Annotated in this window: 28 protein-coding genes and 1 tRNA gene; 21 read left to right on the forward strand and 8 right to left on the reverse strand. The window is 68.0% G+C overall.

Going from position 1 to position 26,356, the window contains the following annotated elements; all coding sequences use genetic code 11:
* Positions 1-216 precede the first annotated feature (216 nt).
* The gene (locus ABZ824_RS37550) at positions 217-618 is read right to left on the reverse strand and encodes a nuclear transport factor 2 family protein (RefSeq protein ID WP_356969412.1); all 402 of its coding nucleotides are present in this window, start codon (positions 616-618) and stop codon (positions 217-219) included.
* 140 nt (positions 619-758) lie between these two features.
* Here ABZ824_RS37550 and ABZ824_RS37555 point away from each other — a divergent pair, with 140 nt between their 5' ends.
* Positions 759-1,181, forward strand: a complete 423-nt coding sequence (locus ABZ824_RS37555; protein WP_356969414.1) for a hypothetical protein — start codon at positions 759-761, stop codon at positions 1,179-1,181.
* A gap of 136 nt (positions 1,182-1,317) precedes the next feature.
* Positions 1,318-2,001, forward strand: a complete 684-nt coding sequence (locus tag ABZ824_RS37560) for a hypothetical protein (RefSeq protein ID WP_356969416.1) — start codon at positions 1,318-1,320, stop codon at positions 1,999-2,001.
* 249 nt (positions 2,002-2,250) lie between these two features.
* Here ABZ824_RS37560 and ABZ824_RS37565 read toward each other — a convergent pair whose 3' ends face one another.
* The 3 genes from ABZ824_RS37565 to ABZ824_RS37575 all read right to left on the reverse strand — a co-directional run bounded on the left by ABZ824_RS37565 (position 2,251) and on the right by ABZ824_RS37575 (position 3,589).
* Positions 2,251-2,799, reverse strand: a complete 549-nt coding sequence (locus ABZ824_RS37565; RefSeq protein ID WP_356969418.1) for a L,D-transpeptidase family protein — start codon at positions 2,797-2,799, stop codon at positions 2,251-2,253.
* Positions 2,800-3,042: 243 nt separating this feature from the next.
* Positions 3,043-3,327, reverse strand: a complete 285-nt coding sequence (locus tag ABZ824_RS37570; RefSeq protein ID WP_062976411.1) for a hypothetical protein — start codon at positions 3,325-3,327, stop codon at positions 3,043-3,045.
* On the reverse strand, positions 3,305-3,589 hold the full coding sequence (locus ABZ824_RS37575; RefSeq protein ID WP_356969448.1) for a hypothetical protein: 285 nt from the start codon (positions 3,587-3,589) through the stop codon (positions 3,305-3,307). The genes ABZ824_RS37570 and ABZ824_RS37575 overlap by 23 nt, the downstream gene beginning before the upstream one ends.
* Positions 3,590-3,747: 158 nt before the next feature.
* On the opposite strand from ABZ824_RS37575, the gene ABZ824_RS37580 reads away from it, so the two are divergent.
* Both ABZ824_RS37580 and ABZ824_RS37585 read left to right on the forward strand, forming a co-directional pair.
* The gene (locus ABZ824_RS37580; RefSeq protein ID WP_356969420.1) at positions 3,748-4,650 is read left to right on the forward strand and encodes a helix-turn-helix transcriptional regulator; all 903 of its coding nucleotides are present in this window, start codon (positions 3,748-3,750) and stop codon (positions 4,648-4,650) included.
* Positions 4,640-4,846: a DUF397 domain-containing protein gene (locus ABZ824_RS37585; RefSeq protein WP_356969422.1), complete on the forward strand. Its 207-nt coding sequence runs from the start codon at positions 4,640-4,642 to the stop codon at positions 4,844-4,846. Before ABZ824_RS37580 ends, ABZ824_RS37585 begins: the two co-directional genes overlap by 11 nt.
* 194 nt (positions 4,847-5,040) lie before the next feature.
* Here ABZ824_RS37585 and ABZ824_RS37590 read toward each other — a convergent pair whose 3' ends face one another.
* Positions 5,041-5,979, reverse strand: coding sequence for a PHB depolymerase family esterase (locus tag ABZ824_RS37590; protein WP_356969424.1), 939 nt, complete (start codon positions 5,977-5,979; stop codon positions 5,041-5,043).
* Positions 5,980-6,146: 167 nt separating this feature from the next.
* On the opposite strand from ABZ824_RS37590, the gene ABZ824_RS37595 reads away from it, so the two are divergent.
* Positions 6,147-6,404 (forward strand): type II toxin-antitoxin system prevent-host-death family antitoxin, encoded by a 258-nt coding sequence (locus ABZ824_RS37595; RefSeq protein WP_356969426.1) that lies wholly within the window; start codon positions 6,147-6,149, stop codon positions 6,402-6,404.
* A 52-nt stretch (positions 6,405-6,456) separates the two neighbouring features.
* On the opposite strand, the gene ABZ824_RS37600 is transcribed toward ABZ824_RS37595, so the two are convergent.
* From ABZ824_RS37600 to ABZ824_RS37610, 3 genes are all read right to left on the reverse strand, one after another.
* Positions 6,457-6,529: transfer RNA gene (locus ABZ824_RS37600), tRNA-Arg, on the reverse strand.
* A 106-nt stretch (positions 6,530-6,635) separates the two neighbouring features.
* Positions 6,636-7,271: a DUF305 domain-containing protein gene (locus tag ABZ824_RS37605; protein WP_062976440.1), complete on the reverse strand. Its 636-nt coding sequence runs from the start codon at positions 7,269-7,271 to the stop codon at positions 6,636-6,638.
* 335 nt (positions 7,272-7,606) lie between these two features.
* Positions 7,607-8,527 carry a DUF3105 domain-containing protein gene (locus tag ABZ824_RS37610; RefSeq protein ID WP_355073684.1) on the reverse strand — a complete coding sequence of 307 codons (921 nt, stop codon included), beginning with the start codon at positions 8,525-8,527 and terminating at the stop codon, positions 7,607-7,609.
* A 92-nt stretch (positions 8,528-8,619) separates the two neighbouring features.
* Between ABZ824_RS37610 and argS the strand changes: the two genes are divergently transcribed.
* The 16 genes from argS (at position 8,620) to ABZ824_RS37690 (ending at position 26,329) form a co-directional block, all read left to right on the forward strand.
* A complete protein-coding gene (gene argS / locus ABZ824_RS37615; RefSeq protein WP_356969428.1) occupies positions 8,620-10,278 on the forward strand; it encodes an arginine--tRNA ligase in 1,659 nt (552 codons plus the stop codon).
* 133 nt (positions 10,279-10,411) lie between these two features.
* Positions 10,412-11,833, forward strand: coding sequence for a diaminopimelate decarboxylase (gene lysA, locus ABZ824_RS37620; protein ID WP_356969430.1), 1,422 nt, complete (start codon positions 10,412-10,414; stop codon positions 11,831-11,833).
* Positions 11,830-13,185 (forward strand): homoserine dehydrogenase, encoded by a 1,356-nt coding sequence (locus tag ABZ824_RS37625; protein WP_355073690.1) that lies wholly within the window; start codon positions 11,830-11,832, stop codon positions 13,183-13,185. Before lysA ends, ABZ824_RS37625 begins: the two co-directional genes overlap by 4 nt.
* Before the next feature lie 23 nt (positions 13,186-13,208).
* Positions 13,209-14,330, forward strand: coding sequence for a threonine synthase (thrC, locus tag ABZ824_RS37630; RefSeq protein ID WP_356969450.1), 1,122 nt, complete (start codon positions 13,209-13,211; stop codon positions 14,328-14,330).
* Positions 14,331-14,355: 25 nt separating this feature from the next.
* Positions 14,356-15,309 (forward strand): homoserine kinase, encoded by a 954-nt coding sequence (thrB, locus tag ABZ824_RS37635; RefSeq protein ID WP_356969432.1) that lies wholly within the window; start codon positions 14,356-14,358, stop codon positions 15,307-15,309.
* 415 nt (positions 15,310-15,724) lie between these two features.
* Positions 15,725-17,689 carry a transcription termination factor Rho gene (rho, locus tag ABZ824_RS37640; protein ID WP_356969434.1) on the forward strand — a complete coding sequence of 655 codons (1,965 nt, stop codon included), beginning with the start codon at positions 15,725-15,727 and terminating at the stop codon, positions 17,687-17,689.
* A gap of 632 nt (positions 17,690-18,321) precedes the next feature.
* On the forward strand, positions 18,322-18,552 hold the full coding sequence (rpmE, locus tag ABZ824_RS37645; RefSeq protein WP_039796334.1) for a 50S ribosomal protein L31: 231 nt from the start codon (positions 18,322-18,324) through the stop codon (positions 18,550-18,552).
* A gap of 81 nt (positions 18,553-18,633) precedes the next feature.
* The gene (gene prfA / locus ABZ824_RS37650; RefSeq protein ID WP_356969436.1) at positions 18,634-19,704 is read left to right on the forward strand and encodes a peptide chain release factor 1; all 1,071 of its coding nucleotides are present in this window, start codon (positions 18,634-18,636) and stop codon (positions 19,702-19,704) included.
* A gap of 25 nt (positions 19,705-19,729) precedes the next feature.
* Positions 19,730-20,608: a peptide chain release factor N(5)-glutamine methyltransferase gene (prmC, locus tag ABZ824_RS37655; RefSeq protein ID WP_355073697.1), complete on the forward strand. Its 879-nt coding sequence runs from the start codon at positions 19,730-19,732 to the stop codon at positions 20,606-20,608.
* Between the two features lie 589 nt (positions 20,609-21,197).
* Positions 21,198-21,866: an L-threonylcarbamoyladenylate synthase gene (locus ABZ824_RS37660; RefSeq protein ID WP_355073699.1), complete on the forward strand. Its 669-nt coding sequence runs from the start codon at positions 21,198-21,200 to the stop codon at positions 21,864-21,866.
* Positions 21,863-23,020, forward strand: coding sequence for an MraY family glycosyltransferase (locus ABZ824_RS37665; RefSeq protein WP_355073701.1), 1,158 nt, complete (start codon positions 21,863-21,865; stop codon positions 23,018-23,020). The genes ABZ824_RS37660 and ABZ824_RS37665 overlap by 4 nt, the downstream gene beginning before the upstream one ends.
* 11 nt (positions 23,021-23,031) lie before the next feature.
* Entirely contained in the window at positions 23,032-23,487 is a 456-nt protein-coding gene (locus ABZ824_RS37670; RefSeq protein ID WP_355073702.1) for a hypothetical protein, read from the forward strand.
* Positions 23,488-23,758: 271 nt separating this feature from the next.
* A complete protein-coding gene (gene atpB, locus ABZ824_RS37675; protein WP_356969438.1) occupies positions 23,759-24,607 on the forward strand; it encodes a F0F1 ATP synthase subunit A in 849 nt (282 codons plus the stop codon).
* Positions 24,608-24,685: 78 nt separating this feature from the next.
* Positions 24,686-24,934 (forward strand): ATP synthase F0 subunit C, encoded by a 249-nt coding sequence (locus tag ABZ824_RS37680; RefSeq protein ID WP_039796339.1) that lies wholly within the window; start codon positions 24,686-24,688, stop codon positions 24,932-24,934.
* Positions 24,935-24,939: 5 nt separating this feature from the next.
* The gene (locus tag ABZ824_RS37685) at positions 24,940-25,500 is read left to right on the forward strand and encodes a F0F1 ATP synthase subunit B (protein ID WP_355073706.1); all 561 of its coding nucleotides are present in this window, start codon (positions 24,940-24,942) and stop codon (positions 25,498-25,500) included.
* Between the two features lie 19 nt (positions 25,501-25,519).
* Positions 25,520-26,329 carry a F0F1 ATP synthase subunit delta gene (locus ABZ824_RS37690; protein WP_355073707.1) on the forward strand — a complete coding sequence of 270 codons (810 nt, stop codon included), beginning with the start codon at positions 25,520-25,522 and terminating at the stop codon, positions 26,327-26,329.
* The last annotated feature ends 27 nt before the right edge of the window (positions 26,330-26,356 follow it).

Consider the following 26,356-nt stretch of genomic DNA (forward strand, 5'->3'; position numbering starts at 1 on the left):
GTGTTCGGGGTGTGTGGGTGTCGGCGGGAGGGTGGTCGGCTTCTGGTGTGGTCTGGCGCTGGTGTTGTGTTCGGGGTGTGTGGGTGTCGGCGGGAAGGTGATCGGCTCTCGATGCGATCCCGCGCAGGCGTCGCGTCCGGGCTGTCGGCGCGGGTGTCGGCGGAACAGCAATCGGCCCGTGATCCGGGTTCTTGCGCGAGGTCGGCACTCGCGGCGTCAGGCGTCCAATGCGGCGTACCAGCGTGCGGTGTCGGTGTACTGGTGCAGGCGCGTGATGCGCCCGTCGTCGTCGACCTGCCACAGGTGCACGAACTCGGCTTCGTACTCGCGGCCGGTGGCGCGCGCCGCGCCGCGATAATGCCCGGTCACCACGACGGTGCCGTCGGTTGTCTCCTGCCACGTCTCGTCGTACGGCGCGGTGTCGAAATCTCGCGCGACCGGACCCCAGATACCCGTCATCGCCGCGATCGGCCCGTGGAAGGCGCCGCCCGCGCCGCACGGCATGCCCGGTGCGGTTCGCGCTTCGAACTCCGGATGCAGCAGCGCCAGGATCGCCGGTCCGTCACCGGTCTGCGTCGCGGCGTAGAAACCCTTGACCACCTCGAACTTCGCGGACATGTCGCCCTCCTTCTAATATGATCGTTCTAGAACGAACATACTAGAAGCCGAGCGCTGATGGCACTGTGGCCGTCGTCATGCCGCCCGATTCGGGCCGGGTTGCCTGGTGCTTGCCGCATATGTCCGGCTAACATTCGAACATGGGTTCGATAAGCGATGAAACGCCGCGAACCGAAGGAACGGAACCCGAGTTGGTCTACCCGAACCGGACCGGCCACTACTACCGGACGCTGACCTACCCGCCGCGCCCGGTCTGGGTGCGGCTGGACGCGATCCTGGTCCGCGATCCAGGGACGCCGCGCCATGTGAACGGCGCCGGGGTCATCATGCGCGGCGAGCGACCCGGAACCCTGACGCACTGGTTGCCCACCGTCGACGGCGATTGGATGGGCCGGGTGAACTACAGCATCCAGTTCGCCGACGGACGTCCGGATCTGCAGGTGCGCGACCAGTTGGTTCCCGCCTATGCGCTGCGTCCGCGGGATACCGGACAATCCGGACCGGAATCGGCTCGATCGTCACGCGGGAATGTCGCGCGACCCGAGCCGGACTCATTGCCGTGAATTTGCCTGCCCTGCCCACATCTGCGTGATCGCTGCCAACCAGGTTTGCTGTCCAGCGCACCGCGGCCCGAATGGGTTGTCCCGTCGATTGCCGGCCCGGTTGTCGCCGTAAAGGGCCGGTGATACGTTGCCCGGCATGGGATTTCAGTTGCCGCATCCCGAGGTGCTGTGGGCGCGCGTGACCGTCTTGGACGTGATCACCTGCGCAACGCACACCGATCGGGCCGCGAGCGGACAGGAGATCGGGCAGACGGCCAGAGTGGAAGGCGGCCGGCTGATCAACGACGACGGTGAGGGCAATTGGTTCTCGCTGGTCAGATATGCCGGTGACCGCGCGCTGCTATTCGGGAGGGACGAGGACAACGAGGTCACCGGAACCTCCTACGATCCGCTGGCCGCGGCGCCCGCCTGGGTGCGGTCCGTGGAACCGACCACGAAGCTGCCCGGCGGCGTCCAGGGCCCGGTCAGCTTCGTGCGCTGGTGGGAGTTCGGCCGCTGGCAGCACACGCCGACCGACCTGGACGACGGCCTCGAACTCGGCCTCAGCGCCGCCTCCGACCGGGAGGACTTCACCGGCAGCGTCATGAGCGCCGCCATTCACGCGAAGTGGGTGGAGATGGATTACGAGGCGGGCAAACTCACCGCCCTCACCGTCGACCCCACCGCCCTGCACGCCCTCTGCGACGCCGCCGAGAACGGCGCCGTCACCAAGGCGCACTTCTACTTCCTCCAGCCCGGCTTCACGGCCCCCGCCTTCACCTACCTCACCAACGCGGGCGTCCTCACATCCACCGACAAACCCACCGAACCCCTGCCGTAAACGTCGCGCCGCACACGGCACCCAACCATCCGAGAAGGGCTCCCGACTACGGGGGCCTTTTCTTATATGACGGCGGCATTGGCGGCACGCGTCCACGTGTCATGCCACGACTGTCGGTGGGCTGCGCTGCAGGCGGTAGTCACCCAGCTGGTCGCGCAGCGCGAACGCGAGCGGATGTCATTCTGTTCGGCCGAGTGCCGGAACGTCGCGGCCGAGTCGGCCGCGGACAACGGCCTGCTGGTCGGGCGTTCACCTCGCGTGTATGTCGATAACCGGTTTCCGCGACGGTTCGAGGGTGGCCAGCAACGTCCGCATGACGTCGTCGCCGACCGCGACACACCCTGCTGTCGGCCTGCCGACATCGACGTGGACGAAGAACGCGGAGCCCCGCCCCGGCACGACCGGAAAGCGGTTGTAGTCGATGACCAGCGCATAGTCGTACTGCGGTTCGGTTCGCCCGAGATTCTCGCTGAGGGCGGTATCGAACGGGCATTCACCCTCGGCGCACCGATACTTCTGGTTGTACAGCGGGCTTTCGGTGTCGGACACCCACCACCAGGTATTGGACGGATCGACCGAAAGGTAGGGAAGTTTCGCGCCCACGGCAGGCGCCCGGCCGAATCCTTCGGTCAACGGAAAGGTGCCCTCCGGCGTATATGCCGCCCCTTCTCTGGCCTCCCGCGAAATCCCCTCCGCACCAACCCAAGCGGGCACAGCAAGCGTTCGCTCCCACCGCCGGAACCGCCCCCGCTGCCACAGCTCCAACGTCCCCCGGTCGGCCCCCGCCGCCGCACTCACCCAGACAACTTGACTCCCCGGAACCGCATCCACGTCGAAGGGCGGCCGCTCTCTACCGGCCACAGCCCACAACACACCCCCCAGCACCACGGCAACGGCCACGAGCCCGCCCACCACAACCCGGCCTCGCCGCCCCCCACTCCCATCCAATCCCATTCACCCTCCTATGTAGACGAGCCACGAGTGGCACACGGCTGCGGCAAATGTCGAGTAGACCTCTCGATGGTGTGCCACTCGTCATCATCATCTCGGGGTTATGGCCTGCCAGTACTGGGTTCTCACCGTGTTCCAGAGGTCGAAGAGTTTCGGGAACCACTCGCGTACCTGGGCCAGGTCGGGGCGGTCCTCTCCTTCGCCGAAGTAGATCATGCCGGGGTCGCCGTTGGGGATGTCGATTATCGAGCCGTCCATTCTCATCCGGTAGGCCGGGGCCCCAGCGGCATGGTCGATGAGCGACTCGATCGCGATCCGCGACCCGCGCACGATCCGCCAGAGGACGGTGTGGTCACCAAATGTCGTGCTGTGCAATGGTCATCCCCCCGCGCGAGGAGTCGCCGGTATCGCTCGCGAGCACCCGACGACCGCTGACAGTGATCTGGTATCCACTGCGGCCGACCATTCCGGTGTGAACGACCAGGCCGGCCGCCTCTAGGCGTAGTAGTGCGCGGCGAGTTTGCCTTCCGGACGCATTCGCCGTTCTCACCAGCGAGTCCACGGACAGGATTCCGCCCGGCGCGAGTGCCGCCAGCACGGCGGACTGAGCCTTGCTGAGTCGGGGGTGCGATGCCATGGGGCAGAGGATGTGCGAGAAGCCGATATCCAAGCCCGGCAACGAAATCAGGTCGGCAAACTCGCGCAAATCGGCAGATCGCGTTGTGCAACGCCGCCTACGATCGGCGCGTATTGCAACTGACAGCAACCTCGGAATGCAACGACAGGGGAGCGTGCATGACAGACGGTCAGGCGGAGGAAACGGGCAGCACACTGCCGCGTAGGCAACTCGGCCGATATCTGAGGGAGGCACGGGAAGGAGCTGGATTCACGCTGGAACGGGCTGCCTCCTTGATGGAGTGGCACAAGTCGACGTTGAGCCGCCTGGAGCGCGGCTCGACGGACAGGGTCAGGACTCGGGACGTGTCAGGGCTCTGCGAGATCTATGGGCTCAACGAGGAGAGGACCGCCGTCGCCACGGGGCTCGCGGAGCAGACACCCGCGAAGTCGTGGTGGCACACCTACGGAGATCTGATCCCGGCGTGGTTCAACCTGTACGTCGGGTTGGAAGCGGGCGCAGAAGCATTGGCGACATACCAGCCCTTACTGATACCTGGCCTGCTGCAAACTCCGGACTACACACGGGCTATCGACCGGCTCTATTTCACAAACAACAGTGAAGAAGAACTGGAGCGTCGTATCCAGGTTCGTGCTCAGAGGCAGCGCCTCCTCACACGCTCGCGTCAGCCCACCAGAGCATCTTTCGTACTGCACGAAGCTGTGCTGCGCACTGTAGTCGGCAATCGGCGCGTGATGGCCGCACAGTCACGACATATCGCGGATATGTGCGCGCTCGCCAATGTCGAAATCCGAATTCTGCCGTTCCATACCGGACTTCCGCTCGGAGCAGCCCTGCCGCCTTTCACCATCTTGGACTTCGCTCAGGATGTTCGCGGCAAGCTGACGGAGCCGCCCATCGTCTACTGCGAGAACTACACCGGCAGCGCGTACCTTGAAGGACGAGCGGATGTGCTGAAATTTCGGGAGGCATTTGCGCTGCTTCGGCGGGCTAGTCCAGACGCCCGCCCGAGCCGCGACCTGATGCGACAGATAGCAAGGGAGTTCGATTGTGAACGTTGACTTGTCCGGAGCGCGCTGGTTCAAGTCGAGCCGCAGCCAAGGTGGAGCAGACTGCGTCGAGGTCGCCTATCTGGCCGGAGGCCTGGTCGGCGTCCGCGACTCGAAGAACCCGATGGGCCCGGCGCTGGTCTTCGCCCCCGGCGAGTGGGACACCTTCACCGCAGGTGTGGCCGACGGCGAGTTCGTCGGACCATAGGAGTCGCCGCAACCGAACACGAGCCTCGGGTTGAATCCGGGGCTCGTAATCATTGATGCGGTTAGCATTCGAAGTGCCTGCAATCCCGGTGCTGGAAAGACGGGCGATCGGGTGTCGACCACCGGGAGTTCTCGGCATCCGCGCCCGTACCAGCGTCCTGCCGATTCGAATCAGGTGTGTCCCGCGACCTATTGTCAGTGGGCGGCGAAGAACTGCCAGATGATCTCCGAAGCATCGAATTGGCGGCTCACCGCGCCGACCAACGCCTTGGGGAGATACTGCTCGCCGCCCGGCCAGGTGTGGCCACCGTTGGTGACCGCGTAGAGGACGACGCCGACATCGTCCGGGCACAGTGCCGTCTCGATCTCTACTGAGGTCCCGTCGTCGCCGCGTGCGGGCAACTCACTGGCGTTCGGCGGTGGACAGCCGTTCTTCCCGCGCCACAGCTGTTGCGTGGCCGCCACCGACAGGACCGGGCCGGTGCCCGCGCCGCCGTGATTGCCCGACGTCACGCGCACGACACCGCCTTCGTACGGGACGATCGGATCGGCGGTGCCATGGATCTCCAGCACCGGAAGTGGATGCGCGAGTGCGCAGTCCGACTCGTCCGCGGCGGGAAGTGGACCAGCCACCGGCGCGATCGCGGCCAGCTTGGCGCTCAGGTGACACCCCAGATGCTGGGTGAACATGCCCCCGTTGGACATCCCGGTGGCATACACCCGAGCCGGATCGACCTCGTCGGCGGCGACCAGGTGGTCGATCAACGCCGAGACGAACCCGACATCATCGACACCCGCTGCGCCCGCGCGTGTGTCGGCACCCCGGCCGTCGTTCCATGACCTGCCGATCCCCTCGGGGTAGACCGCGATGAATCCATTGGCGCCGGCCAGCCGATCGAAACCGCTCTTGTTCGCCATGTACCCGGCGCTACCGCCACCACCGTGGAAGACCAGAACCGCCGCGAGCCTGCCTTGCGGTGAACCCGCCGGACGGTGGATGAGGTAGTGGCGTTGCGCGCCCGCGTAGTCCAGGACGCGGTGCGGATCATCGGGTCCACTGGCACGCGAATGCGCGCAGGCGGCGGTCAGGACCAGGGCCGCGCCGACGACGATGGCGGCCAACGATCTCAGCACGGCTCGATGGTAGGAGCCCCGGCATCGCGAGGCCACCCACTGATGCGGCCGCTGTCCGCACAGTGTCGCTGTGTGGTCGATCGCACCGAGTCGCGGGACGGTGAACGCCCTATCGGTGATCCAAAAGTTCCGGTCGCCAACTGCACAGGGTCTCGTACCTTACGAGCATGAAGTCGATGAACTACACCGAGGCGCGAGCGAACCCCGCCTCGGTTCTCGACAGCGCCACCGACGATCTGGAAGAAGTGGTGATCACCCGTGCCGGGCGCGAACCGGCCGTGGTGGTCGCCCTGAGCGAATACCGAGCGCTGAAGGAGACCGCGTACCTTCTCGGCAACCCCTTCAACGCGCGACACCTCGAGCGTTCTATCGCGGAACATCGCGGCGGCAGTGTCACACCTCGGGTCCTCGCCCACGAGGCCTAGGCCGCCGATGAGAAAGGCCCCCTGACCAGCTGGTCAAGGGGCCTTTGCTCGGTGCCCTCGGCAGGATTCGAACCTGCGGCCTTCTGCTCCGGAGGCAGACGCTCTATCCCCTGAGCTACGAGGGCGGGATAGGGCTCGGTCGGGGCCGGGATGGCGGTCCGATCGGGCTGGGTCAGCCTATCGTATCGGCGGCCGTCCGCCAAAAAGGGCGGACGGCGGCGGGGTTTCGGGTCAGGGGAGGGGGGCGGCGCCGCGGGCGGTGAGCATGGTGGTCATCAGGTCGGATTCGCCGCGTTGGGTGGTGGCCATGGTTTCGGCGAGGGTGCGCACCGCCGTGGTGTCGGCGTGCTGGGCGGCGTAGTCGATCATCGACAGCCCGCCCTGGTGATGGCGCAGCATGAGCTGCAGGAACATCGTGTCCAGCTTGGGGCTGGTGGCCTGGCGGAGCGCGGCGAGTTCGGCGGGGGTGGCCATGCCGGGCATGGTGGACACCGGCCCGGAGTGGTGTGGCATGTCGGCACCGGAATGATCGTGGCCGCCCATCGGCTCGGTCATCCAGCCCATGAACCCGTCGACGCTCTGCGCGGGCTCGCCCCACAGCTGCAACCAGCCCTGCATGCGTCCGATCTGGCTCTGCTGGGTGGTGAGGATGTCGTAGGCCAGGCGGCGTACCTCGGTGTCGGTGGAGCGAACCAGCAGCACGCCCGCCATTTCGACGGCTTGGGCGTGGTGCGCCGACATGTCCTGACTGAAACCGACGTCCACCGGGCCCGGGTCCGGCTCCGTGGAACCGTTCAGCGGAATCCGGGCCAGCACGCCGATCGCGAAGCCGATCAGGATCGCGCCGATGATGCCGAGGATCAGCAGCGCGGTGCGCTGGCGGCGGAACTGTCCGCCGACACCGGCCCCTGTTTCGCGTTCGGATCCGTCGAATTCGCGATCTCCGGGCACGGCGGCTTCGCGGCCGCCGGGCCCGGTAGGTGCTCCACGCTCGCCTGACCTGGCGGGTGTCTCGCGACTGTCGGCTTCGGCCTCTGCTTCGGGGCCGAACCCAGTGGCGCCGTGACTGCTGGAGCCGGAGTCTTCACGATTGCCGGAGGCGATGACTTTCTGCGTCCCGGATTCGGCGGACGCGGCCTCACCTGCTTCGCGACGCCCAGACCCGCGCTCACCGGATTCCGCGCCGCCCCGATCGCCGGACACTACTGCCCCGCGCCAGGAGCGGGCTGCACGGGCGCGGGCTGCGCGGGCACCGGAGCGCCGGGCACACCGGGAAGTCCGGGAAGACCCGGCACGCCGGGCACGCCGGGCAGACCACCGGGCATGCCGCCGAGTTCGGTTTGGTCCTGCTGCAAGCCCTTGCCGTCCATCGGCACCGCGTCGGGTCCGGGCGGCGTGGGATCGAACGGCGGCGGGTTGTCGGTGTCGAAGACGATCGTCGAGCAGTCCGCGCCGACCTCGGGATAGGTGTAGTTGTTCAGCCGCAGAGCTGTGATGAACTGGCCGACGCGCTTGTCGTCGGGGCTGTCCAGCTTCAACTGGTGCCCCCAGGACTGCAAGGAGACGGCGGAGTCGAGGCCGGGGTAGGGCGACATCAACGTGTACGGCTTGCCCTCGACCTTCGCCTTCAGCGTCGCGATCCCGTCGGCGTTCACCTTGTCCGGGTTGTAGGTGATCCACACCGCGCCGTGCTCGAGCGAGTGCACCGCGTTCTCCACCCGGATCGGCTTGTTGTAGACCACGCCGGTGCAGGTCGCCCACGACTGGTCGTGCGGGCCGCCGAACGGCGGAGCCTGGTCGTAGGCCACGCGCTGGCTGGAGTTGATATGCAGCCCGGCGGGGTATTCCTTCTTCACCACGCCCGCGATCCCGTCGGACGGGTCCTTCTTCTGCGCGCTCGGCGTGTACTTCTCCAGGTCGGCCTTCTCCCGGTACTTGGGGACCAGGCTGTAAGCCAGCGCGCCGATCAATGCGATGATTACTACGGCCGCGCCGATGGCCAACCAGGGAACCTGGCGATTCTTCTTCGGAAGCTGTCCTTGCCCGCCCCGCTTGCGGGGAGCCGACAACTTCGCCGCGGCCTTGGCGGCCTTGGCCGATTTGGCGCTGGGACTGCTAGGCATCGCTCAGTGTGCTCTTTCGACGTGGATGGATCCGCTGGCTGCGCAGTGCCCACCCGAGGTGCACACCCGCCAAGACCATAGGATAGAGACTCGTGACTCCAGCTGACCTTGCAGATCTCCTTCGCTCTACCGCGGCGAAGGTGCTTGTCGAACGTGGACTGGACCCTGCGGTCCTGCCCGACGAGGTCACCGTGGAGCGTCCCCGCAACCCCGAACACGGCGACTATGCCACGAATGTCGCGATGCAGGTGGCCAAGCGCGCCGGAACCAAGCCGCGTGATCTGGCCACCTGGCTGGCCGACGCGCTGGCCGCCGCCGACGGCGTCGCCGCCGCCGAGGTCGCCGGGCCCGGCTTCCTGAACATCCGCCTCGCGGCCTCCGCGCAGGGCGCGATCATCGAGCGGGTGCTCGCCGCGGGCGCCGCGTACGGCACCGCCGAGACGCTGAAGGGCACCCGGATCAACCTCGAGTTCGTCTCGGCCAACCCGACCGGTCCCGTGCATCTGGGCGGCACCCGGTGGGCCTCGGTCGGCGACGCGCTGGGCCGCATCCTGGCCGCGCAGGGCGCGGACGTGGTGCGCGAGTACTACTTCAACGACCACGGCGCGCAGATCGATCGGTTCGCCGCCTCGCTGGCCGCGGCCGCCACCGGCGCGCCGACCCCGGAGAACGGGTACGCGGGCGCCTACATCGGCGAGATCGCCGACAAGATCGTGGCCGCCAACCCGGACGTGCTGAGCAAGCCGGAGGCCGAGCGCCTCGAGCTGTTCCGTGCCGAGGGCGTCGAGCTGATGTTCGCGCACATCAGGGAGTCGTTGCACGATTTCGGCACCGACTTCGACGTCTACTTCAACGAGAGCTCGCTGTTCGCCTCCGGCGCGGTCGAGCAGGCGGTGGAGCGGCTGAAGAACTCCGGCGACCTGTACGAGAAGGACGGCGCCTGGTGGATCGCCAGCTCGGAATACGGTGACGACCAGGACCGGGTGGTCATCAAGAGCGACGGCAAAGCCGCCTACATCGCGGGCGACATCGCCTACTTCCAGGACAAGCGGGCCCGTGGCTTCGACCTGTGCATCTACATGCTCGGCGCCGACCACCACGGTTACATCGGCAGGCTGAAGGCCGCCGCGGCCGCGTTCGGCGACGACCCGGCCACGGTCGAGGTGCTGATCGGGCAGATGGTGAACCTGCTGCGTGACGGCGTCGCGGTGAAGATGAGCAAGCGCGCTGGGACCGTGGTCACCCTCGACGACCTGGTCGAGGCGATCGGCGTGGACGCGGCGCGGTACTCGCTGGTGCGTTCGTCGGTGAACTCGAGCATCGACATCGATCTGAACCTGTGGGCCAGTCAGAGCAACGAGAACCCGGTCTACTACGTGCAGTACGCGCACGCGCGGACCGCGTCCATCGCGCGCAACGCCGCCGAGTTCGATTACGACTCCGTCGCCGCCGACCTCGCGCTGCTGTCGGCCGACGAGGAAGGCGAGCTGATCCGCACCCTCGGCGAATACCCGCGCGTGGTGAGCGGTGCCGCGAGCTTGCGCGAACCGCATCGGGTAGCCCGCTACCTGGAGGAACTGGCCGGCGCGTACCACCGTTTCCAGACCAACAAGAACCTGCGCGTCCTGCCGCTCGGCGACGAACCCGTCTCGCCGACGAACGCGGCCAGGCTCGCTCTGGTCAACGCCACGCGCCAGGTCTTGGCCAACGGCTTGGGCCTGCTCGGCGTCAGTGCGCCGGAGCGCATGTGACCGTCCGGTCGACCAGAGCGAGGAAGGAAGCGAAAGTGAGCGAGCGCAGCGAGGTGGACGTCGTGAGCCTGCGAACCATCGTTACAGCCGCGTGCGCGGTCATGCCGGAGCCGAGCGCTAGCGAGGTGGAGGCATGAGCGCGCATCCCGCCGGTCCCCGGCATGCCGAGATTCCGCATGCGCCGAATCTGCCTGAGCGTCCGAGCGATCCGCGGCAGATGATCGACCTGCCCGCGAACGTCTGGCCGCGCAACGCGACCCGCGACGACGCGGGCGTGGTCCACCTGGCGGGCGTGCCGGTGTACGAGCTGGCCGAGCGGTTCGGCACCCCGCTGTTCGTGGTGGACGAGGACGACTTCCGTTCCCGCTGCCGCGACATGGTCCGCGCGTTCGGGGCGAACGCGCGAGTCCACTACGCGTCGAAGGCGTTCCTGTGCGGCGAGGTCGCCCGCTGGATCCGGGACGAGGGCCTCTCGCTGGACGTCTGCTCCGGCGGCGAACTCGCCGTCGCGTTGCACGCGGGCTTCCCCGCGGAGCGAATCGCCCTGCACGGCAACAACAAATCCGTCGCCGAGCTGGAAGCCGCGGTGTCCGCGGGGGTCGGCCACGTCGTGGTGGACTCGCTCATCGAGATCGAGCGCCTGGAGGCCGTCGCGAGCCGCGCGGGCGTGGTGCAGGACGTGCTGGTCCGGGTCACCGTCGGGGTGGAAGCCCACACCCACGAATACATTTCGACTGCGCACGAGGACCAGAAGTTCGGCTTCTCGATCGCGGGCGGCGACGCGATGGAGGCGCTCGCGCGCGTCTTCGACGCCGACAACCTGCGCCTGGTCGGCCTGCACAGCCACATCGGCTCGCAGATCTTCGAGATCGACGGTTTCGAGATCGCCGCGCGGCGCATGCTCGGCCTGCTCCGCGAGGCCATCGACAAATTCGGCATCGAGCGCACCGCGCAGATCGCGACGCTGGATCTCGGTGGCGGACTTGGCATTTCGTATCTTCCGTCGGACGACCCGCCGCCGCTGGACCGGTTCGCGGCGAGCCTGCGCGAACTGGTCGCAGCCGAAGCCGAACGCGCGGGTCTGCCCACGCCGACGATCGCTGTCGAGCCCGGCCGCGCCATCGCTGGGCCCGGCACGGTGACGCTCTACGAGGTCGGCACCATCAAGGACGTCTCGCTGGACGGCGGTCTGCGCCGCCGGTACGTGAGTGTCGACGGCGGCATGAGTGACAACATCCGGCCCGCGCTGTACCAGGCCGACTACGACTGCCGTCTGGTCTCGCGGTCGTCGCAGGCCGGGCCGGTGGTCGCGCGCGTCGTCGGAAAGCATTGCGAGAGCGGCGATATCGTCATCCGGGACACCTGGATGCCCGCCGACGTCGGCCCCGGAGACCTGATCGCCGTCGCCGCCACCGGCGCGTACTGCTACTCGATGTCCAGCCGGTACAACCAGTTGACCCGTCCCGCGGTCGTCGCGGTGCGGGACGGACAGCCGCGCCTGATACTGCGCCGGGAGACGGTGGCGGACCTGCTCAGCTTGGAGGTGGAAGCGTGACGGCCAACGCGAAGAACGGCGTGTGGGGGACCGATCGCCCGATCGGGGTCGCGGTCCTCGGCATGGGCAATGTTGGCACCGAGGTCGTGCGCATCCTGCGCGAGCACACCGAGGACCTGCGTTCCCGCGTCGGCGCGCCGGTGGTGCTCCGCGGGGTGGCCGTGCGCAGCCTCGACACCGACCGCGGCATCCCCGCGGACCTGCTCACCACCGACGCGGACGCGCTGGTCGCCCGCGACGACGTCGACCTGGTGGTGGAGGTGATCGGCGGCATCGATCCGCCGCGCCGGCTGATCCTGGCCGCGCTGAATGCGGGCAAATCCGTGGTGACCGCGAACAAGGCGCTGCTGGCCGACTACACCGGCGAGCTCGCCGCCGCGGCCGAAGCCAGTCGCGCCGACCTGTACTTCGAGGCCGCCGTCGCGGGCGCCATCCCCGTGGTGCGCCCGCTGATCCAGTCGCTGGCGGGCGACCGGGTGAACCGGGTCGTCGGCATCGTCAACGGCACCACCAACTTCATCCTCTCCGCGATGGACGAGACCGGCGCCGACTACTCGCAGACGCTGGCCGAGGCCACCCGGCTGGGCTACGCCGAAGCCGACCCGACCGCCGACGTGGAGGGCTACGACGCCGCGGCCAAGGCCGCGATCCTCGCCTCGCTGGCGTTCCACACCCGGGTCACCGCCGCCGATGTCTACCGCGAGGGCATCTCGCGGATCACCGCCGAGGATCTGGAAACCGCCTCCGCGCTCGACTGCACGGTCAAACTGCTGGCCATCTGCGAGCGGGTGGACGCGGGTCCCGGCGAGCCCGGACCGGAGGACGGCGGCAAAGAGCGTGTCTCGGTGCGCGTCTACCCGGCGCTCATCCCCCGCAAGCACCCGCTGGCCGCGGTGACCGGTGCGTTCAACGCGGTGGTCGTCGAGGCGGAGAACGCCGGGCGGCTGATGTTCTACGGGCAGGGCGCGGGCGGCGCTCCGACCGCGTCGGCCGTACTCGGCGATCTGGTGATGGCGGCACGGAACAAGTTCTATGGGGGTCGCGCTCCCGGCGAATCGGTTTATGCTGAGCTACCGATCGCGCCGATCGGCGATACGCCCACCCGCTATCACGTGAACCTGCAAGTCGAGGACCGTCCTGGAGTCCTGGCCGCGGTGGCGGGCGAATTCGCCAAACACGGGGTGAGCATTTCGACCGTCCGTCAAGAAGGGCACGGCTCGGGTGCGCGCCTGGTCGTGGTGACCCACCACGCCGTGGAGTCGGCGCTCGCGGACACCGTGGCCGCACTGGCGGGAATGGCATCCGTCACATCCGTGACCAGCGTTCTGAGATTGGAAGGCACCGAAGAATGACCACAGCGTCGCGCAACGACTCCATGAGGGGCGGCGGCCGGGAGACGGGCGGGCACACGACCGGCGTCGCGCCACAGGCAGGGGTGCACTCCCGCTGGCCGGGCCTGATCGCGGCCTACCGCGACCGGCTCGCCGGCGCGGCCGACTGGGAGCCGGTCACGCTGTACGAGGGCGGAACGCCGCTGGTGCCCGCGCCGCACCTGTCCGAGATCACCGGTTGCGAGGTCTACCTGAAGGTCGAGGGCCTGAACCCGACCGGCTCGTTCAAAGACCGCGGCATGACGATGGCGATGACCGACGCCAAGTACCGCGGCCAGAAGGCGGTGCTGTGCGCGTCCACCGGCAACACTTCGGCATCCGCCGCGGCGTACGCCACCCGCGCGGGCATGAGCTGCGCCGTGCTGATTCCGCAGGGCAAGATCGCGATGGGCAAGCTGGCCCAGGCCGTGATGCTCGGCGCGAAGATCATCCAGGTGCAGGGCAACTTCGACGACTGCCTCGAACTCGCCCGCAAGGTCACCGCTGATTTCCCCAGCATCGGACTGGTGAACTCGGTGAACCCGGCCCGCATCGAGGGCCAGAAGACAGCGTCCTTCGAGATCTGCGACGTGCTCGGCAAGGCCCCCGACGTGCACGCCCTTCCCGTCGGCAACGCGGGCAACATCACCGCCTACTGGCGTGGCTACCGGGAGTACTACGCCGACGGCGTCACCGGCGGGCTGCCGCGCATGCTCGGCGTGCAGGCCGCGGGCGCGGCCCCGCTGGTCAACGGCGCCCCGGTGAAGGATCCCGAGACCATCGCCACCGCGATCCGGATCGGCGCGCCCGCCTCCTGGAACGGCGCGGTCGAGGCCAAGGAGCAGTCCGGCGGCGCTTTCCGCGCCGCCACCGACGAGGAGATCCTCGACGCGTACCGCCTGGTCGCGGCGACCGAGGGCGTGTTCGTCGAGCCCGCGTCGGCGGCCAGCGTGGCCGGTGTGCTCGCCGCACGCAAGGAGGGCTGGCTGGATGCCGGGCTCACCGTGGTCTGCACCGTGACCGGCAACGGTCTCAAGGACCCCGACACCGCGCTGTCGGGCATGCCCAAGGTGCAGCCGATCTCGGTCGATCCGGTCGCGGTCGCCGCCGAATTAGAGCTGGCCTGAGTTGAATTCGCGCGACAGCCAGGTCATGAGCGCGACGCTGCCCGCCGGTCTGACCGTGACCGCCCGGGTGCCCGCGTCCACCGCGAACCTCGGTCCCGGGTTCGACTCGCTCGGTATGGCATTGGGGATCTACGACGAAATCCAGGTGCGCACTACCGATTCCGGGCTCACCATCCGGGTCGAGGGTGAGGGCGCCGACGATGTGCCTTGGGGCCCTTCGCATCTCGTGGTCCGCGCGATCGAGCGCGGCCTGGAGTCGGCCGGGGTGTGGGCCGACGGCCTCGATGTGGTGTGCCGCAACGTGATTCCGCATTCGCGCGGCCTCGGGTCCTCGGCCTCGGCGGTGGTCGGCGGACTTGCCGCCGGGTGCGCCCTCGCCGCGAAGCTGGACTCGGCGCCGGCCACGCCTGCCGACCGATTGGTGCAGCTGGCAGCGGAATTCGAGGGGCATCCGGACAACGCGGCGGCCAGCGTGCTCGGCGGGATCGTGGTCTCGTGGACCGAGAGCGATCGCCCCGCCGACGAGGCCCCGGGCACGGAATACCACGGTCGCGTCTACCGCGCGGTGCGGCTGGAGGCGCATTCGGCACTGCGCCCGGTCGTGCTGATCCCGGAGGAGCGCTCGTCCACCGCGCACACCCGCGGCCTGCTGCCCGACGTCGTGCCGCACGGCGACGCGGCGTTCAACGTCAGCCGCGCCGCGCTGGCCGTGGTGGCGCTCACCCAGCGTCCCGACCTGCTGCTGCCCGCCACCGCGGACCGCCTGCACCAGGCCCAGCGTGCGCCCGCGCTACCGTTGACCACCGCCTGGATCACGCGCCTGCGCACGGCGGGCATCGCGGCCACCGTCTCCGGGGCGGGACCGACCATCCTTGCCCTGGGGACCAGCGAATTTCCCGCGGAACTCCGCGAACTGGCGGCAGCCGACGGCCTGCGCGTAGTGGAGCCGGGAATCGCCGAAGGCGTCCTGATCGACTGACGGCGAGTCTGTCTTGCCGAGATTCGCAATGGACAGCTATTCTGGGCAGGTCCGTACATCGTGCGCATCAGACGCCGGTGCTTCATCAGGGCAATCGCTCCAGCAGGCTCCAGGCTCGAGCCTCCAGGCCATGGGGGTGCTGCGTAGCTGCGCAACTGGAATGATCTCTCCCCACCTTTCACCAATGGTGGAGAAGCCGCCGGTCCGGCGGGGCAGGTGATACGGCACACAGCGCCCGGACGGACGCATCCCAGTCCGGCAGAATGCCCGGGCTGCGGGACGAACCCTCGAAACAGCACACGGCGATCGAGGGAAGGAAAGGATTTCCGTGACAGATACGGACCTGCTCGCGACACCCGGCGTGGAATCGAACCCGACGGGCGAGCGCGATAGTGAATCCGGACAGATTTCGAAGATGAGCGAACACACCGACGTCGCACGATCGGGGCTGACTGGAATGTTGTTGCCGCAGTTGCGTGCGCTCGCGGGGGAGCTCGGTATCCGAGGCACCTCCGGGATGCGCAAGGGCGATCTGATCGCCGCCATCAAGGAAAATCAGGCCGCGGGCAAGGCGGCGAAGGCGGAGAAGCCCGCCAAGAGCGAGGCCAAGTCCGCGGCAACCGCGAAGGCCGACGCCCCCGCGAAGACCGCCGCTCCCGCTGAGCAGGCGCCGGCCAAGGCCGAGCAGGCGACCCTCGACGTGACGCCCGCGGCTTCGGCCGCGCCCAGCGAGGCTCCCGCCCCGGCGAAGACGGCCCCCGCCGATTCCGCGCCCGCCGCCGAGGCGGCGTCGTCCACGGCGACCGAGACCACCGAGGAGTCCGGCCGAGACAGCGGCCAGCGTGGCCGCGGTCGGCAGCGGCGCGGCCGTGACCAGGCGCGATCCGCGACCGATACCGCGCAGGCCGAGACGCGTACCGAGGAACCGAAGCAGGACGCCGAGCAAGGTGGCGAGCGCCGCCGCGACCGCGGCCAGGGTGAGCGCGGCCAGGGTGAGCGTGGCCAGGGTGAGCGTGGCCAGGGTGAGCGTGGCCAGGGTGAGCGGCAGAGCGAGCGCGGCCAGGGTGAGCGTGGCCAGCAGAGCCAGAACGGCAGCGCGGGTGGCCGCGGCGGCGACGACGAAGAGGGCGGTCGCGGACGGCGCGGACGCCGCTTCCGGGAGCGTCGTCGTGGGCGCGACCGCGACGGCGGCGGCGGTGGCGGCGAGACCCGCGAGCTCGAGATCCGCGAGGACGACGTCCTCCAGCCGGTCGCGGGCATCCTCGATGTGCTGGACAACTACGCCTTCGTCCGCACCTCGGGTTACCTGGCCGGGCCGAACGACGTCTACGTGTCGATGAACCTGGTCCGCAAGAACGGCCTGCGCCGCGGTGACGCGATCACCGGCGCGGTGCGCGCCCCCCGCGACGGCGAACAGTCCAACCAGCGCCAGAAGTTCGATCCGCTGGTGCGGCTGGACACGGTCAACGGCGGCGACGTCGAGGCGGCCAAGCGCCGTCCCGAATTCGGCAAGCTCACCCCGCTGTACCCGAACCAGCGCCTGCGGCTGGAGACCCAGCAGAACAAGCTGACCACCCGTGTGATCGACCTGATCATGCCGATCGGCAAGGGCCAGCGCGCCCTGATCGTGTCGCCGCCGAAGGCCGGTAAGACCACGATCCTGCAGGACATCGCGAACGCGATCGCGACCAACAACCCCGAGTGCTACCTGATGGTGGTGCTGGTCGACGAGCGTCCGGAAGAGGTCACCGACATGCAGCGCTCGGTGAAAGGCGAGGTCATCGCCTCGACCTTCGACCGTCCGCCGTCGGATCACACCTCGGTCGCCGAACTCGCCATCGAGCGCGCCAAGCGCCTGGTGGAGATGGGCAAGGACGTCGTCGTGCTGCTCGACTCGATCACCCGGCTCGGGCGCGCGTACAACAACTCCTCGCCCGCCTCGGGCCGAATCCTCTCCGGTGGTGTGGATTCCACCGCGCTGTACCCGCCCAAGCGGTTCCTCGGCGCGGCCCGCAACATCGAGAACGGCGGCTCGCTGACGATCATCGCCACCGCCATGGTGGAGACCGGTTCGACCGGTGACACGGTGATCTTCGAGGAGTTCAAGGGCACCGGTAACGCCGAGCTCAAGCTGGACCGCAAGATCGCGGAGCGGCGGGTGTTCCCGGCGGTGGACGTCAACCCGTCCGGTACCCGCAAGGACGAGCTACTGCTCAGCCCCGACGAGGCGGGGGTACTGCACAAGCTGCGCCGCGTACTGTCCGGCCTGGACTCGCACCAGGCGATCGATCTGCTGATCGACCGTCTGAAGAAGTCCAAGAACAACCTCGAGTTCTTGATGCAGGTGAGCAAGACCGCGCCGGGCGCGCTCGACGAGTGAGTAGCGGCGCCAGCTCGGCGCCGTGACAACGGCCGAAAGGGTCCCGCTGATGCGGGACCCTTTCGGCGTCCGGGGAGCGAAGAATACGAGGCCGACCGTGGCCGCGCCGCCGATGAGGAGAGCGATGATCAGCGCGCAGGGCCCGGCGTCGGGATCGGGGGCGGCGGATTCCGAGGTGTGGACGTACACGGCGTTCTTCGGCGCGGGATAGTTCGGGTTCGCGGGGAGCGCGGATACACCGACGGCCACCGAGAGAAACAGCAGAACGAAAATCGCGGCCGCGATCCGGACGTTCACGGGGTCTCCTTCCTGTCTCGGCACGCCGATGTGCACCAGGTCTGCCACTCTATGAACGAATTCGTTCACATTCGTGAGTAGCGGACTACCCGACTTCAGGGTCCAGGAGGTGGCGCGGATTCGCGTGCCCGGACTTCCGGGGGCGCGAACGATGGGGGAGTACCTGGGGTGGGAACAAACCACTCGCCAGGGGCGTTTTGGGAGCGTAACGGCAGTTCTGGCATACTGAACGGTCGTTGCGTCTGCTCAGGTGAGCAGAGCTCCCGCCTAGTCGGTTCCGGTTCACGCTTCGCGTTCGCGCGGGCGACCCGGCGACCACAATCGAGAGGACATCCATGAAGGCAGGAATTCACCCGACGTATGTCGACACCACGGTCGTCTGTGGTTGCGGCAACACCTTCCAGACTCGCAGCACCAAGGAGTCGGGACACATCACCGTCGAGGTCTGCTCGCAGTGCCACCCGTTCTACACCGGCAAGCAGAAGATCCTCGACACCGGTGGCCGCGTGGCCCGCTTCGAGGCTCGTTACGGCAAGCGTGCCGGCAAGAAGGCCGACGCCAAGTAGCTTCCTCGCCGACGCCCGGTCCTGCCCCGCAGGCCGGGCGTCGGTGTTTTGTATGGACAGCTACCAGGAGAAGGAAGCACTGTGACGCAACCGTCCGCCATCGACGACATTCTGGCCGAGTACGCCGGCTTGGAGACGCAGCTGTCCGATCCGTCGCTGCACAACGATGCGGGCGCCGCGCGCCGGGTCGGCAAGCGATTCGCCGAGCTGGCCCCGGTCATGGCCACCTATCGCAAGCTCGAGACGGCCCGCGGCGACTTGTCCGCCGCGCGGGAACTCGCCGCCGACGACGCCGCGTTCGCCGCGGAGGTCCCGGATCTGGAACGACAGGTCGAGGAACTGGAACAGGCCCTCGCCGACCTGCTGGCCCCGCGCGACCCGCACGACGGCGACGACGTCGTGCTCGAGGTCAAGTCCGGCGAAGGCGGCGAGGAGTCCGCGTTGTTCGCCGCCGACCTGGCCCGCATGTACGTGCGGTATGCCGAGCGCCACGGCTGGAAGGTCGAGATCCTCGACGCCGCCCTGTCGGACCTGGGCGGATACAAAGAGGCGACGCTGTCGATCAAGAGCCGCGACGCGGCGCGCGACGGTGTCTGGTCGCGATTCAAGTTCGAGGGCGGTGTGCACCGGGTGCAGCGCGTCCCGGTGACCGAATCGCAGGGCCGCATCCACACCTCGGCGGCGGGCGTGCTGATCTACCCGGAACCCGACGAGATCGAAGAAGTGCAGATCGACGAGTCCGATCTCCGCATCGACGTGTACCGCTCCTCCGGCAAGGGGGGTCAGGGCGTCAACACCACCGACTCCGCGGTGCGCATCACCCACCTGCCTTCCGGCATCGTGGTCACCTGCCAGAACGAGCGTTCCCAGCTGCAGAACAAGGCGCGCGCCATGCAGGTCCTCGCGGCGCGTTTGCAGGCACTGGCGGAAGAACAGGCCGATCAGGAGGCCGCGGCGGGCCGCGCCAGCCAGATCCGCACGGTGGACCGCTCCGAGCGCATCCGCACCTACAACTTCCCGGAGAACCGGATCACCGACCATCGGATCGGGTTCAAGGCGCACAACCTCGACGCCGTGCTGGACGGGGAACTCGACGCGCTGCTCGACGCTCTGGGGAAGGCGGATCGCGAAGCGCGTATGGCCGCGGAATGATCGTCGTTCGGGCAGAGTCGGTGTCATGTCCACGAGCCGAGTAGCGCTGCGCCCCGTCATCAACGACGCCATCGAGACGTTACGGATCGCCGGGGTGCACAGCCCGCGGGCCGACGCCGAACATCTCGCCGCGCACGTCCTCGGCGTGGAGCGGACAAGGCTGGTGCTGACGCCGCTCGTCCCGCCCGGCAAGTTGGACGAGTACCGCGAGTTGGTCGCCCGCCGGGCACGGCGAATCCCGTTGCAGCACTTGACCGGAACGGCCGTGATGGGTGCGCTCGATCTCGCGGTGGGCCCCGGCGTCTTCGTGCCGCGCCCGGAGACCGAGTTGCTGTACGCCTGGGCGCTGGCGCAGTTGGAGGCGCTGCCGCACGATCACACGCCGATCGTCGTCGACCTGTGCACCGGATCGGGCGCGCTCGCACTGGCCCTCGCGCACGCGCGCCCCGACGCCGAAGTGCACGCCGTGGAACTCGATCCCGCCGCGCAGGTCTGGGCCCGGCGCAACGCCGACGACCGGATCGCCGCGGGCGATACCCCGATCACCCTCTACGCCGACGACGCCACCGATCCCGGCCTGCTCACCGACCTGAACGGCCGGGTGGACATTGTCGTGTCCAACCCGCCCTACATCCCCGAGGGCGCAGGTCTCGACCCCGAAGTGGCCGAGCACGATCCGTCCGTCGCCTTGTTCGGCGGCCCGGACGGATTGTCGGTAATACGCGGCATGATCCCGAACATCACCCGGCTGCTGCGCCCAGGCGGCGCCACCGCCATCGAGCACGACGACACCAACGGCTCCGGCGTAGCCGCCCTCCTCACCGCCACCGGCGCCTTCACCGACGTCGTCGAACACCCCGACTTGGCAGGCAAACCCCGCTTCGTCGCCGCCACCCACACGTGAGGGAGTCTTCCGCGCGGTTCCTCGCGTGGGGCACCGAATTCGTGTGGTCTTTCCCGGCTCCCGTGATGCCGACCACGTCCATTCCTCTGATGACAGCGTCGTCTGACGACGTGCCGCCGGATGAAGCAACGACGATGCCCTGCGCGATCCGAGACTTTTCCGGCGGCATCACCCGCACTGGCGTGCGCGGGACGATTCGCGATCGTTCGCTGTGCCGGGAACTGGGCTCAACGCATCGGCGCGGCCTCCGCACGGCACTGTGCGCTGCCGAACGGAGGGGTTTGCACTCGGCGACTATGGCGTGCGCGGCACTGTATAGCTGGCCAATGGCAAGGCCCGCACTCGAGACGATCGCGAGCGCGCCGCGTATTGCACCGAGCCGCAAAGTCGCCTCGAGGATGCTCCCGATGCGCGGCGACAGCCGCCGCATCCCACGTGACGACTGATTTCGTACGCACATGGGTAACTCGCCGGGCACGCCCAGAACTCGCTCGGCACCCGACGCAAGACCTGAACGCAACTCTCGTTTCACCTCACTAGTACGGCCTGAATACGCGGAGAGGCGGGGGAGCATGCCAGGATGGTTGCCGTGAGTACCGTCTACGACTGCGCGGATCCCGACTCGCGCGCCGCGGGACTGTCCGCAGCCACCAGCGCCCTGAAATCCGGACGTCTGGTCGTGCTGCCCACCGACACCCTGTACGGGCTGGGCGCCGACGCGTTCGATTCCACCGCGGTGAGCTCGTTGCTCGCGGCCAAGCGCCGCGGCAGGGACATGCCGGTGCCGGTGCTCGTCGGGTCCTGGCACACCATCGACGGCCTGGTGTTCTCGGTGCGCCCGCAGGCGCGCGAGCTGATCCGGGCGTTCTGGCCCGGCGGTCTGAGTCTGGTTGTGCAGCAAGCGCCTTCGCTCGCGTGGGATCTCGGCGACACCCGCGGGACGGTGATGTTGCGGATGCCGCTGCACCCGGTCGCGCTCGAACTGTTGCGCGAGGTCGGCCCGCTGGCGGTGTCCAGCGCCAACGTGTCCGGGCAGCCGCCGGCGAAGACCGCCGCCGAGGCACGCGATCAACTCGGCGATCTGGTCGGCGTCTATCTGGACGGCGGCCCGGCCGAACACGCGGTCGCCTCCACCATCGTCGACCTGACCGCTGATCAGCCGCGCATCCTGCGCGTGGGCGCGGTGCCCGTCGCCGACATCGCCGAGGTGCTCGGCATGTCGCCGGAAGCGCTCAGCGGCGCCGCGCAGCTCGGATGATGGGTTCGAGCGCCGTCGTCCCGCTCCGGGAGCTGCTCGTCGTGCTGCTCATCTCCGCGGTGGTGACGTTCCTGGCCACCGGTGGGGTTCGGGTGCTGGCGATCGGCTTCGGCGCGGTGGCCGTGCCGCGTGACCGGGACGTGCACGTCAAGCCGATTCCGCGGATGGGCGGCGTCGGCATGTACATCGGTGTGGTCGCCGCGGTGCTGTTCGCCCACCAGCTGCCCGCGCTGCGCAGCGGCTTCGACTACAAACCCAACATCCCGATCGCCGTGCTGGTGGCTGCCACGATCATCGTGCTGGTCGGCATCGTCGACGACCGCTGGGGACTCGACGCGCTGACGAAGTTCGCGGGCCAGGTGACGGCGGCGGGCGTGATGGCCGTCATGGGATTGGGCTGGTATGTGATCTACAACCCGTTCAGCAACACCACGGTGGTGCTGGACGGATTGCAGGGCGGGCTCGTTACGGTCGCGGTCACGGTCACCCTGGTCAACGCCATGAACTTCGTCGACGGCTTGGACGGCCTCGCGGCGGGCTTGGGGCTGATCGCCGCGCTGGCGGTTTTCGTGTTCTGCCTCGGTCTGATGAACGAGCAGGGCGGCTCGGTCGACACCTACCCGCCCGCGTTGCTGGCCGCCGCGCTCGCGGGTGGCTGCCTCGGATTCCTGCCGCACAATTTCCAGCCCGCGCGCATATTCATGGGCGACTCCGGTTCGATGTTGATCGGATTGATGCTGGCCGCGGTCTCGACCGGCGCCTCGGGGCGAATCCCCCTGCAGGGATACGGTCCGCGCGACATCGTCGGTCTGCTTTCTCCGCTGTTGCTGGTCGGCGCGGTGATGTTCATTCCGGTGCTGGACCTGTTGCTCGCCATTGTGCGACGGGTTCGCGCGGGCGTCAGTTTCTCGACGCCGGACAAAATGCACTTGCATCATCGCTTGCTGCAGATCGGCCATTCCCATCGCCGCGTGGTGTTGTTGATCTATTTGTGGGTCGGTGTGCTCGCGTTCGGCGCGGTCGGCACCTCGCTGATGGATCGCAGGCTGGTCGTGTTGCTGATGGCGGGCGGGCTGGTTTTCGCTTTGGTGATCACCGCTATTCCGGGGCTGCGGCGTGGGGACCCGGCGGGCGACGGATCGGCGTCCGGGTAAAGTCGGCGACTGTGAGCTTCACACCCGAACCCGTCCCCGGCCCCGACGCGCCGCTGCGGTCCGCGCTGCGCTACGGACTGATCGGCTTGGGCGTGCTGGTGGTCCTGTCGGTCGCGCTGGGCGCGGCCGTCTCGGGTGTCGCCGGCGTGTGGGGCGCGGTGCTCGGCGCCGCGATCGGCGGCGGCTTCATCCTCACCACCGCGGCCGTGGTGCTGTTCGGCGCGAAACTGCCGCCGAGCACCGCGGGCCTGGTCATGCTGGTCAGCTGGGTGGGGAAGGTCCTGGTGGCGCTGATCGTCGTCGGGATCCTGCACCGATTCGACTTCTACGACCGGGTCGTGTTGTTCCTCACCGTGGTCGGCGCCCTGGTGATCGTGCTCGGCGCGGAGACGTACGGCGTTGTCCGGCAGAAGGTTCCGTACGTGACGACGACCGACTCGGAACCCACGTCCGATACCCGCCAGTAACGAAAAACCCCCCACCCCCTACACGCTGTCGTAGATGACTTGGTAAAGTGTTGGTAAGCAAGCGACCAAGTCGGGGATCAGTGAGGGGTCACCGCCGAGATCCCCTGCATGGGCCGCTATGCTTACTGCCGTGCCGGGCTCCGAGGGGTGTTCCGGTTCTGCATGTCGACGAATGTCGCCGACACACGTACAGACGCCTGGTGGATTTCGAACCACCGCACAGCTGCTGACGAACTTCGAGCCGACCTGAGTCGACCCAAATTGATCGTCAATGTCCGATCGAACCGCGGGAATGACCGTACCCGCGGCCCGAACACGGGAGAGAACGCTGAGCGTCACCACTCTGGCGGCCGAGTTCCACGCGCCGTCGCTTACCGACTTCTTCCCTCCAGCTGTGCTGTTCGAGGGAACGCCGTTCGAACTCGATCGATTGATGCTGATCCGCATTCTGATGACGGCTGTTCTCTCGGTCGTGATGCTGCTGGCATTCCGCTCGCCCCGGATCGTTCCGCGCGGCCTGCAGAATGTCGCCGAAATCGGCCTGGTCTTCGTCAAAGAGCAGATCTGCGACGAGGTCCTCGGCAAGGAAACGGGACGGAAGTTCTTCCCGCTGATCGCGACGATCTTCTTCACGGTCCTCTTTCTGAACTTCTCGGGTGTCGTTCCGGGGTTGAACATCTCGTCGAACGCCCGAATCGGCATGCCGCTGGTGCTGGCCGTCATCGCGTACCTGGCGTTCAACTACGTCGGTATCAGGAAGTACGGCTTCTTCAACTACATGCGCAGCAGCATCGTCGTTCCGAACGTTCCCCCCGCGCTGCATGTGCTGCTGATTCCGATCGAGTTCGTCTCGACCTTCATCCTGCGTCCGTTCACGCTGACCGTCCGACTCATGGCGAACATGCTGGCCGGCCACATCATGCTGGTGCTGTTCTTCAGCGCGACCTGGTTCTTCCTGTTCGACGCCACCTCGTGGATGAAGGTGTTCTCGCCGTTCTCGCTGGTCGCGGGACTCGGATTCACGCTCTTCGAGCTGTTGGTCATCTTCCTGCAGGCCTATGTGTTTGCGCTGCTGACCGCCGTATACATCGGACTCGCACAGCACGCGGCCGATCACTGACCTGACCGACACAACTACCGGAAACCTGCTACACCACGCCGACCGGCGGGTGAGCAACAGAAAGGGAATGGAAGACTCATGAGCCTCGCTTACCTGGCCCAGGAAGCCGCCACGAACGAGAGCACCTTCAAGGGCCTGGGCGCCGTCGGCTACGGTCTCGCCGCGATCGGCCCCGGCATCGGCGTCGGCATCGTCGTCGGCAAGGCCATCGAGGGCATCGCGCGTCAGCCTGAGCTGCAGGGCACCATCCGCACCAACATGTTCCTCGGTATCGCGTTCACCGAGGCCCTCGCCCTTATCGGTCTCGTCGCCGGCTTCATTTTCTGATTCCGATGTACGAGTCAGTTTTGCTCGCGGCGGCGGAGGGAGAGGATGTGAATCCTCTCATCCCCGAAACGTACGACATCGTCTGGTCGATCGTCTGCGTCGTCATCATCGCGGCCCTGTTCTACAAGTACGTGGTCCCGCGCCTGATGAAGACGCTCGACGAGCGCTCGGACAAGATCGAAGGCGGCATCGCTCGCGCGGAAGCCGCGCAGGAAGAAGCTCAGCTCACCCTGCAGCAGTACCAGCAGCAGCTGGCCGAGGCCCGGCTCGAGGCCGCGCGCATCCGGGAGGACGCGCGCACCCAGGGCCAGGAGATCCTCGCGCAGATGCGCTCGGAGGCCCAGGCCGAAGCCGATCGCATCATCGCGGCGGGCCACACCCAGCTGGAAGCACAGCGCCAGCAGATCCTGACGGAGCTGCGCCACGAGGTCGGCCGCACGGCCGTCGACCTGGCCGAGAAGATCATCGGGCAGTCGGTTTCGGACGAGGCCAAGCAGGCCGCCTCGATCGACCGGTTCCTCGACGAGCTCGACCAGACCGACGCAGGCATCGGGGTCGGAAGGTAACGACGCGAAAGTGAGAAGCATGTACGCAGCGAGCCGCGAGGCCAGTGCCCGGTCTCGGGAGGCGCTTCGGGCCGCTCTGACCGGAAGCGACAGTGCTGCGGCCACGACGGGCTCGGAACTGTTCGCCGTTGTCGCCGTGCTGGACGACCAGCGTTCGCTGCGTGTGGCGCTCGCGGACGTGTCGGTGCCGGGTTCCGTGCGCGCGGAACTGTGCGAGCGGGTCTTCGGCGGCAAGGTCAGCGCTGCCACGCTGGCAGTGCTGACCACCGCGGTGGCCCAGGACTGGTCGCGCACCTCCGACCTGGTGGACACCTTGGTGCTGCTCGGCCAGGAGGCGTTGCTGGAGTCGGCGGCCCAGCGTGGCCGGCTCGAAGCGGTGGAGGACGAGCTGTTCCGGCTCGGCCGGATCATCAGCGACAACCCCGAGTTGGAGCAGGCACTGTCGGATCGGTCGCAGCAGGCCTCGGCCAAGAGCGAGCTGGTCAACCGGCTGCTCGCCGGTAAGACGGAGCCCATCACCCTGACCCTGGCGGAGCAGGTGGTGACCAGGCAGCGGTCGGGCATCAGCGCCGCCTTCGACGAGCTGGCCGACCTCGCGGCGGCGCGTCGCGATCAGATCGTCGCGCACGTGCGCGCCGCGATCGGGCTCAGCGAGCAGCAGCGCGACCGGCTGGCCGCGTCGCTGCGGCGCATCTACGGCAAGGCGACCACGGTGCACATCCAGGTCGACCCGAGTCTGCTGAGCGGAGTCGTGGTGCGCGTCGGTGACGACGTGATCGACGGCAGCGCACTCGGCCGACTGGAGAAGCTGCGCCGGGCCCTGACCTAGCGCGCTTCCACCACCCCCGACATTCCA

It is taken from the genome of Nocardia sp. NPDC047038, assembly GCF_040644075.1.
In the GTDB taxonomy this organism is placed as follows: Bacteria; Actinomycetota; Actinomycetes; order Mycobacteriales; family Mycobacteriaceae; genus Nocardia; species Nocardia sichangensis.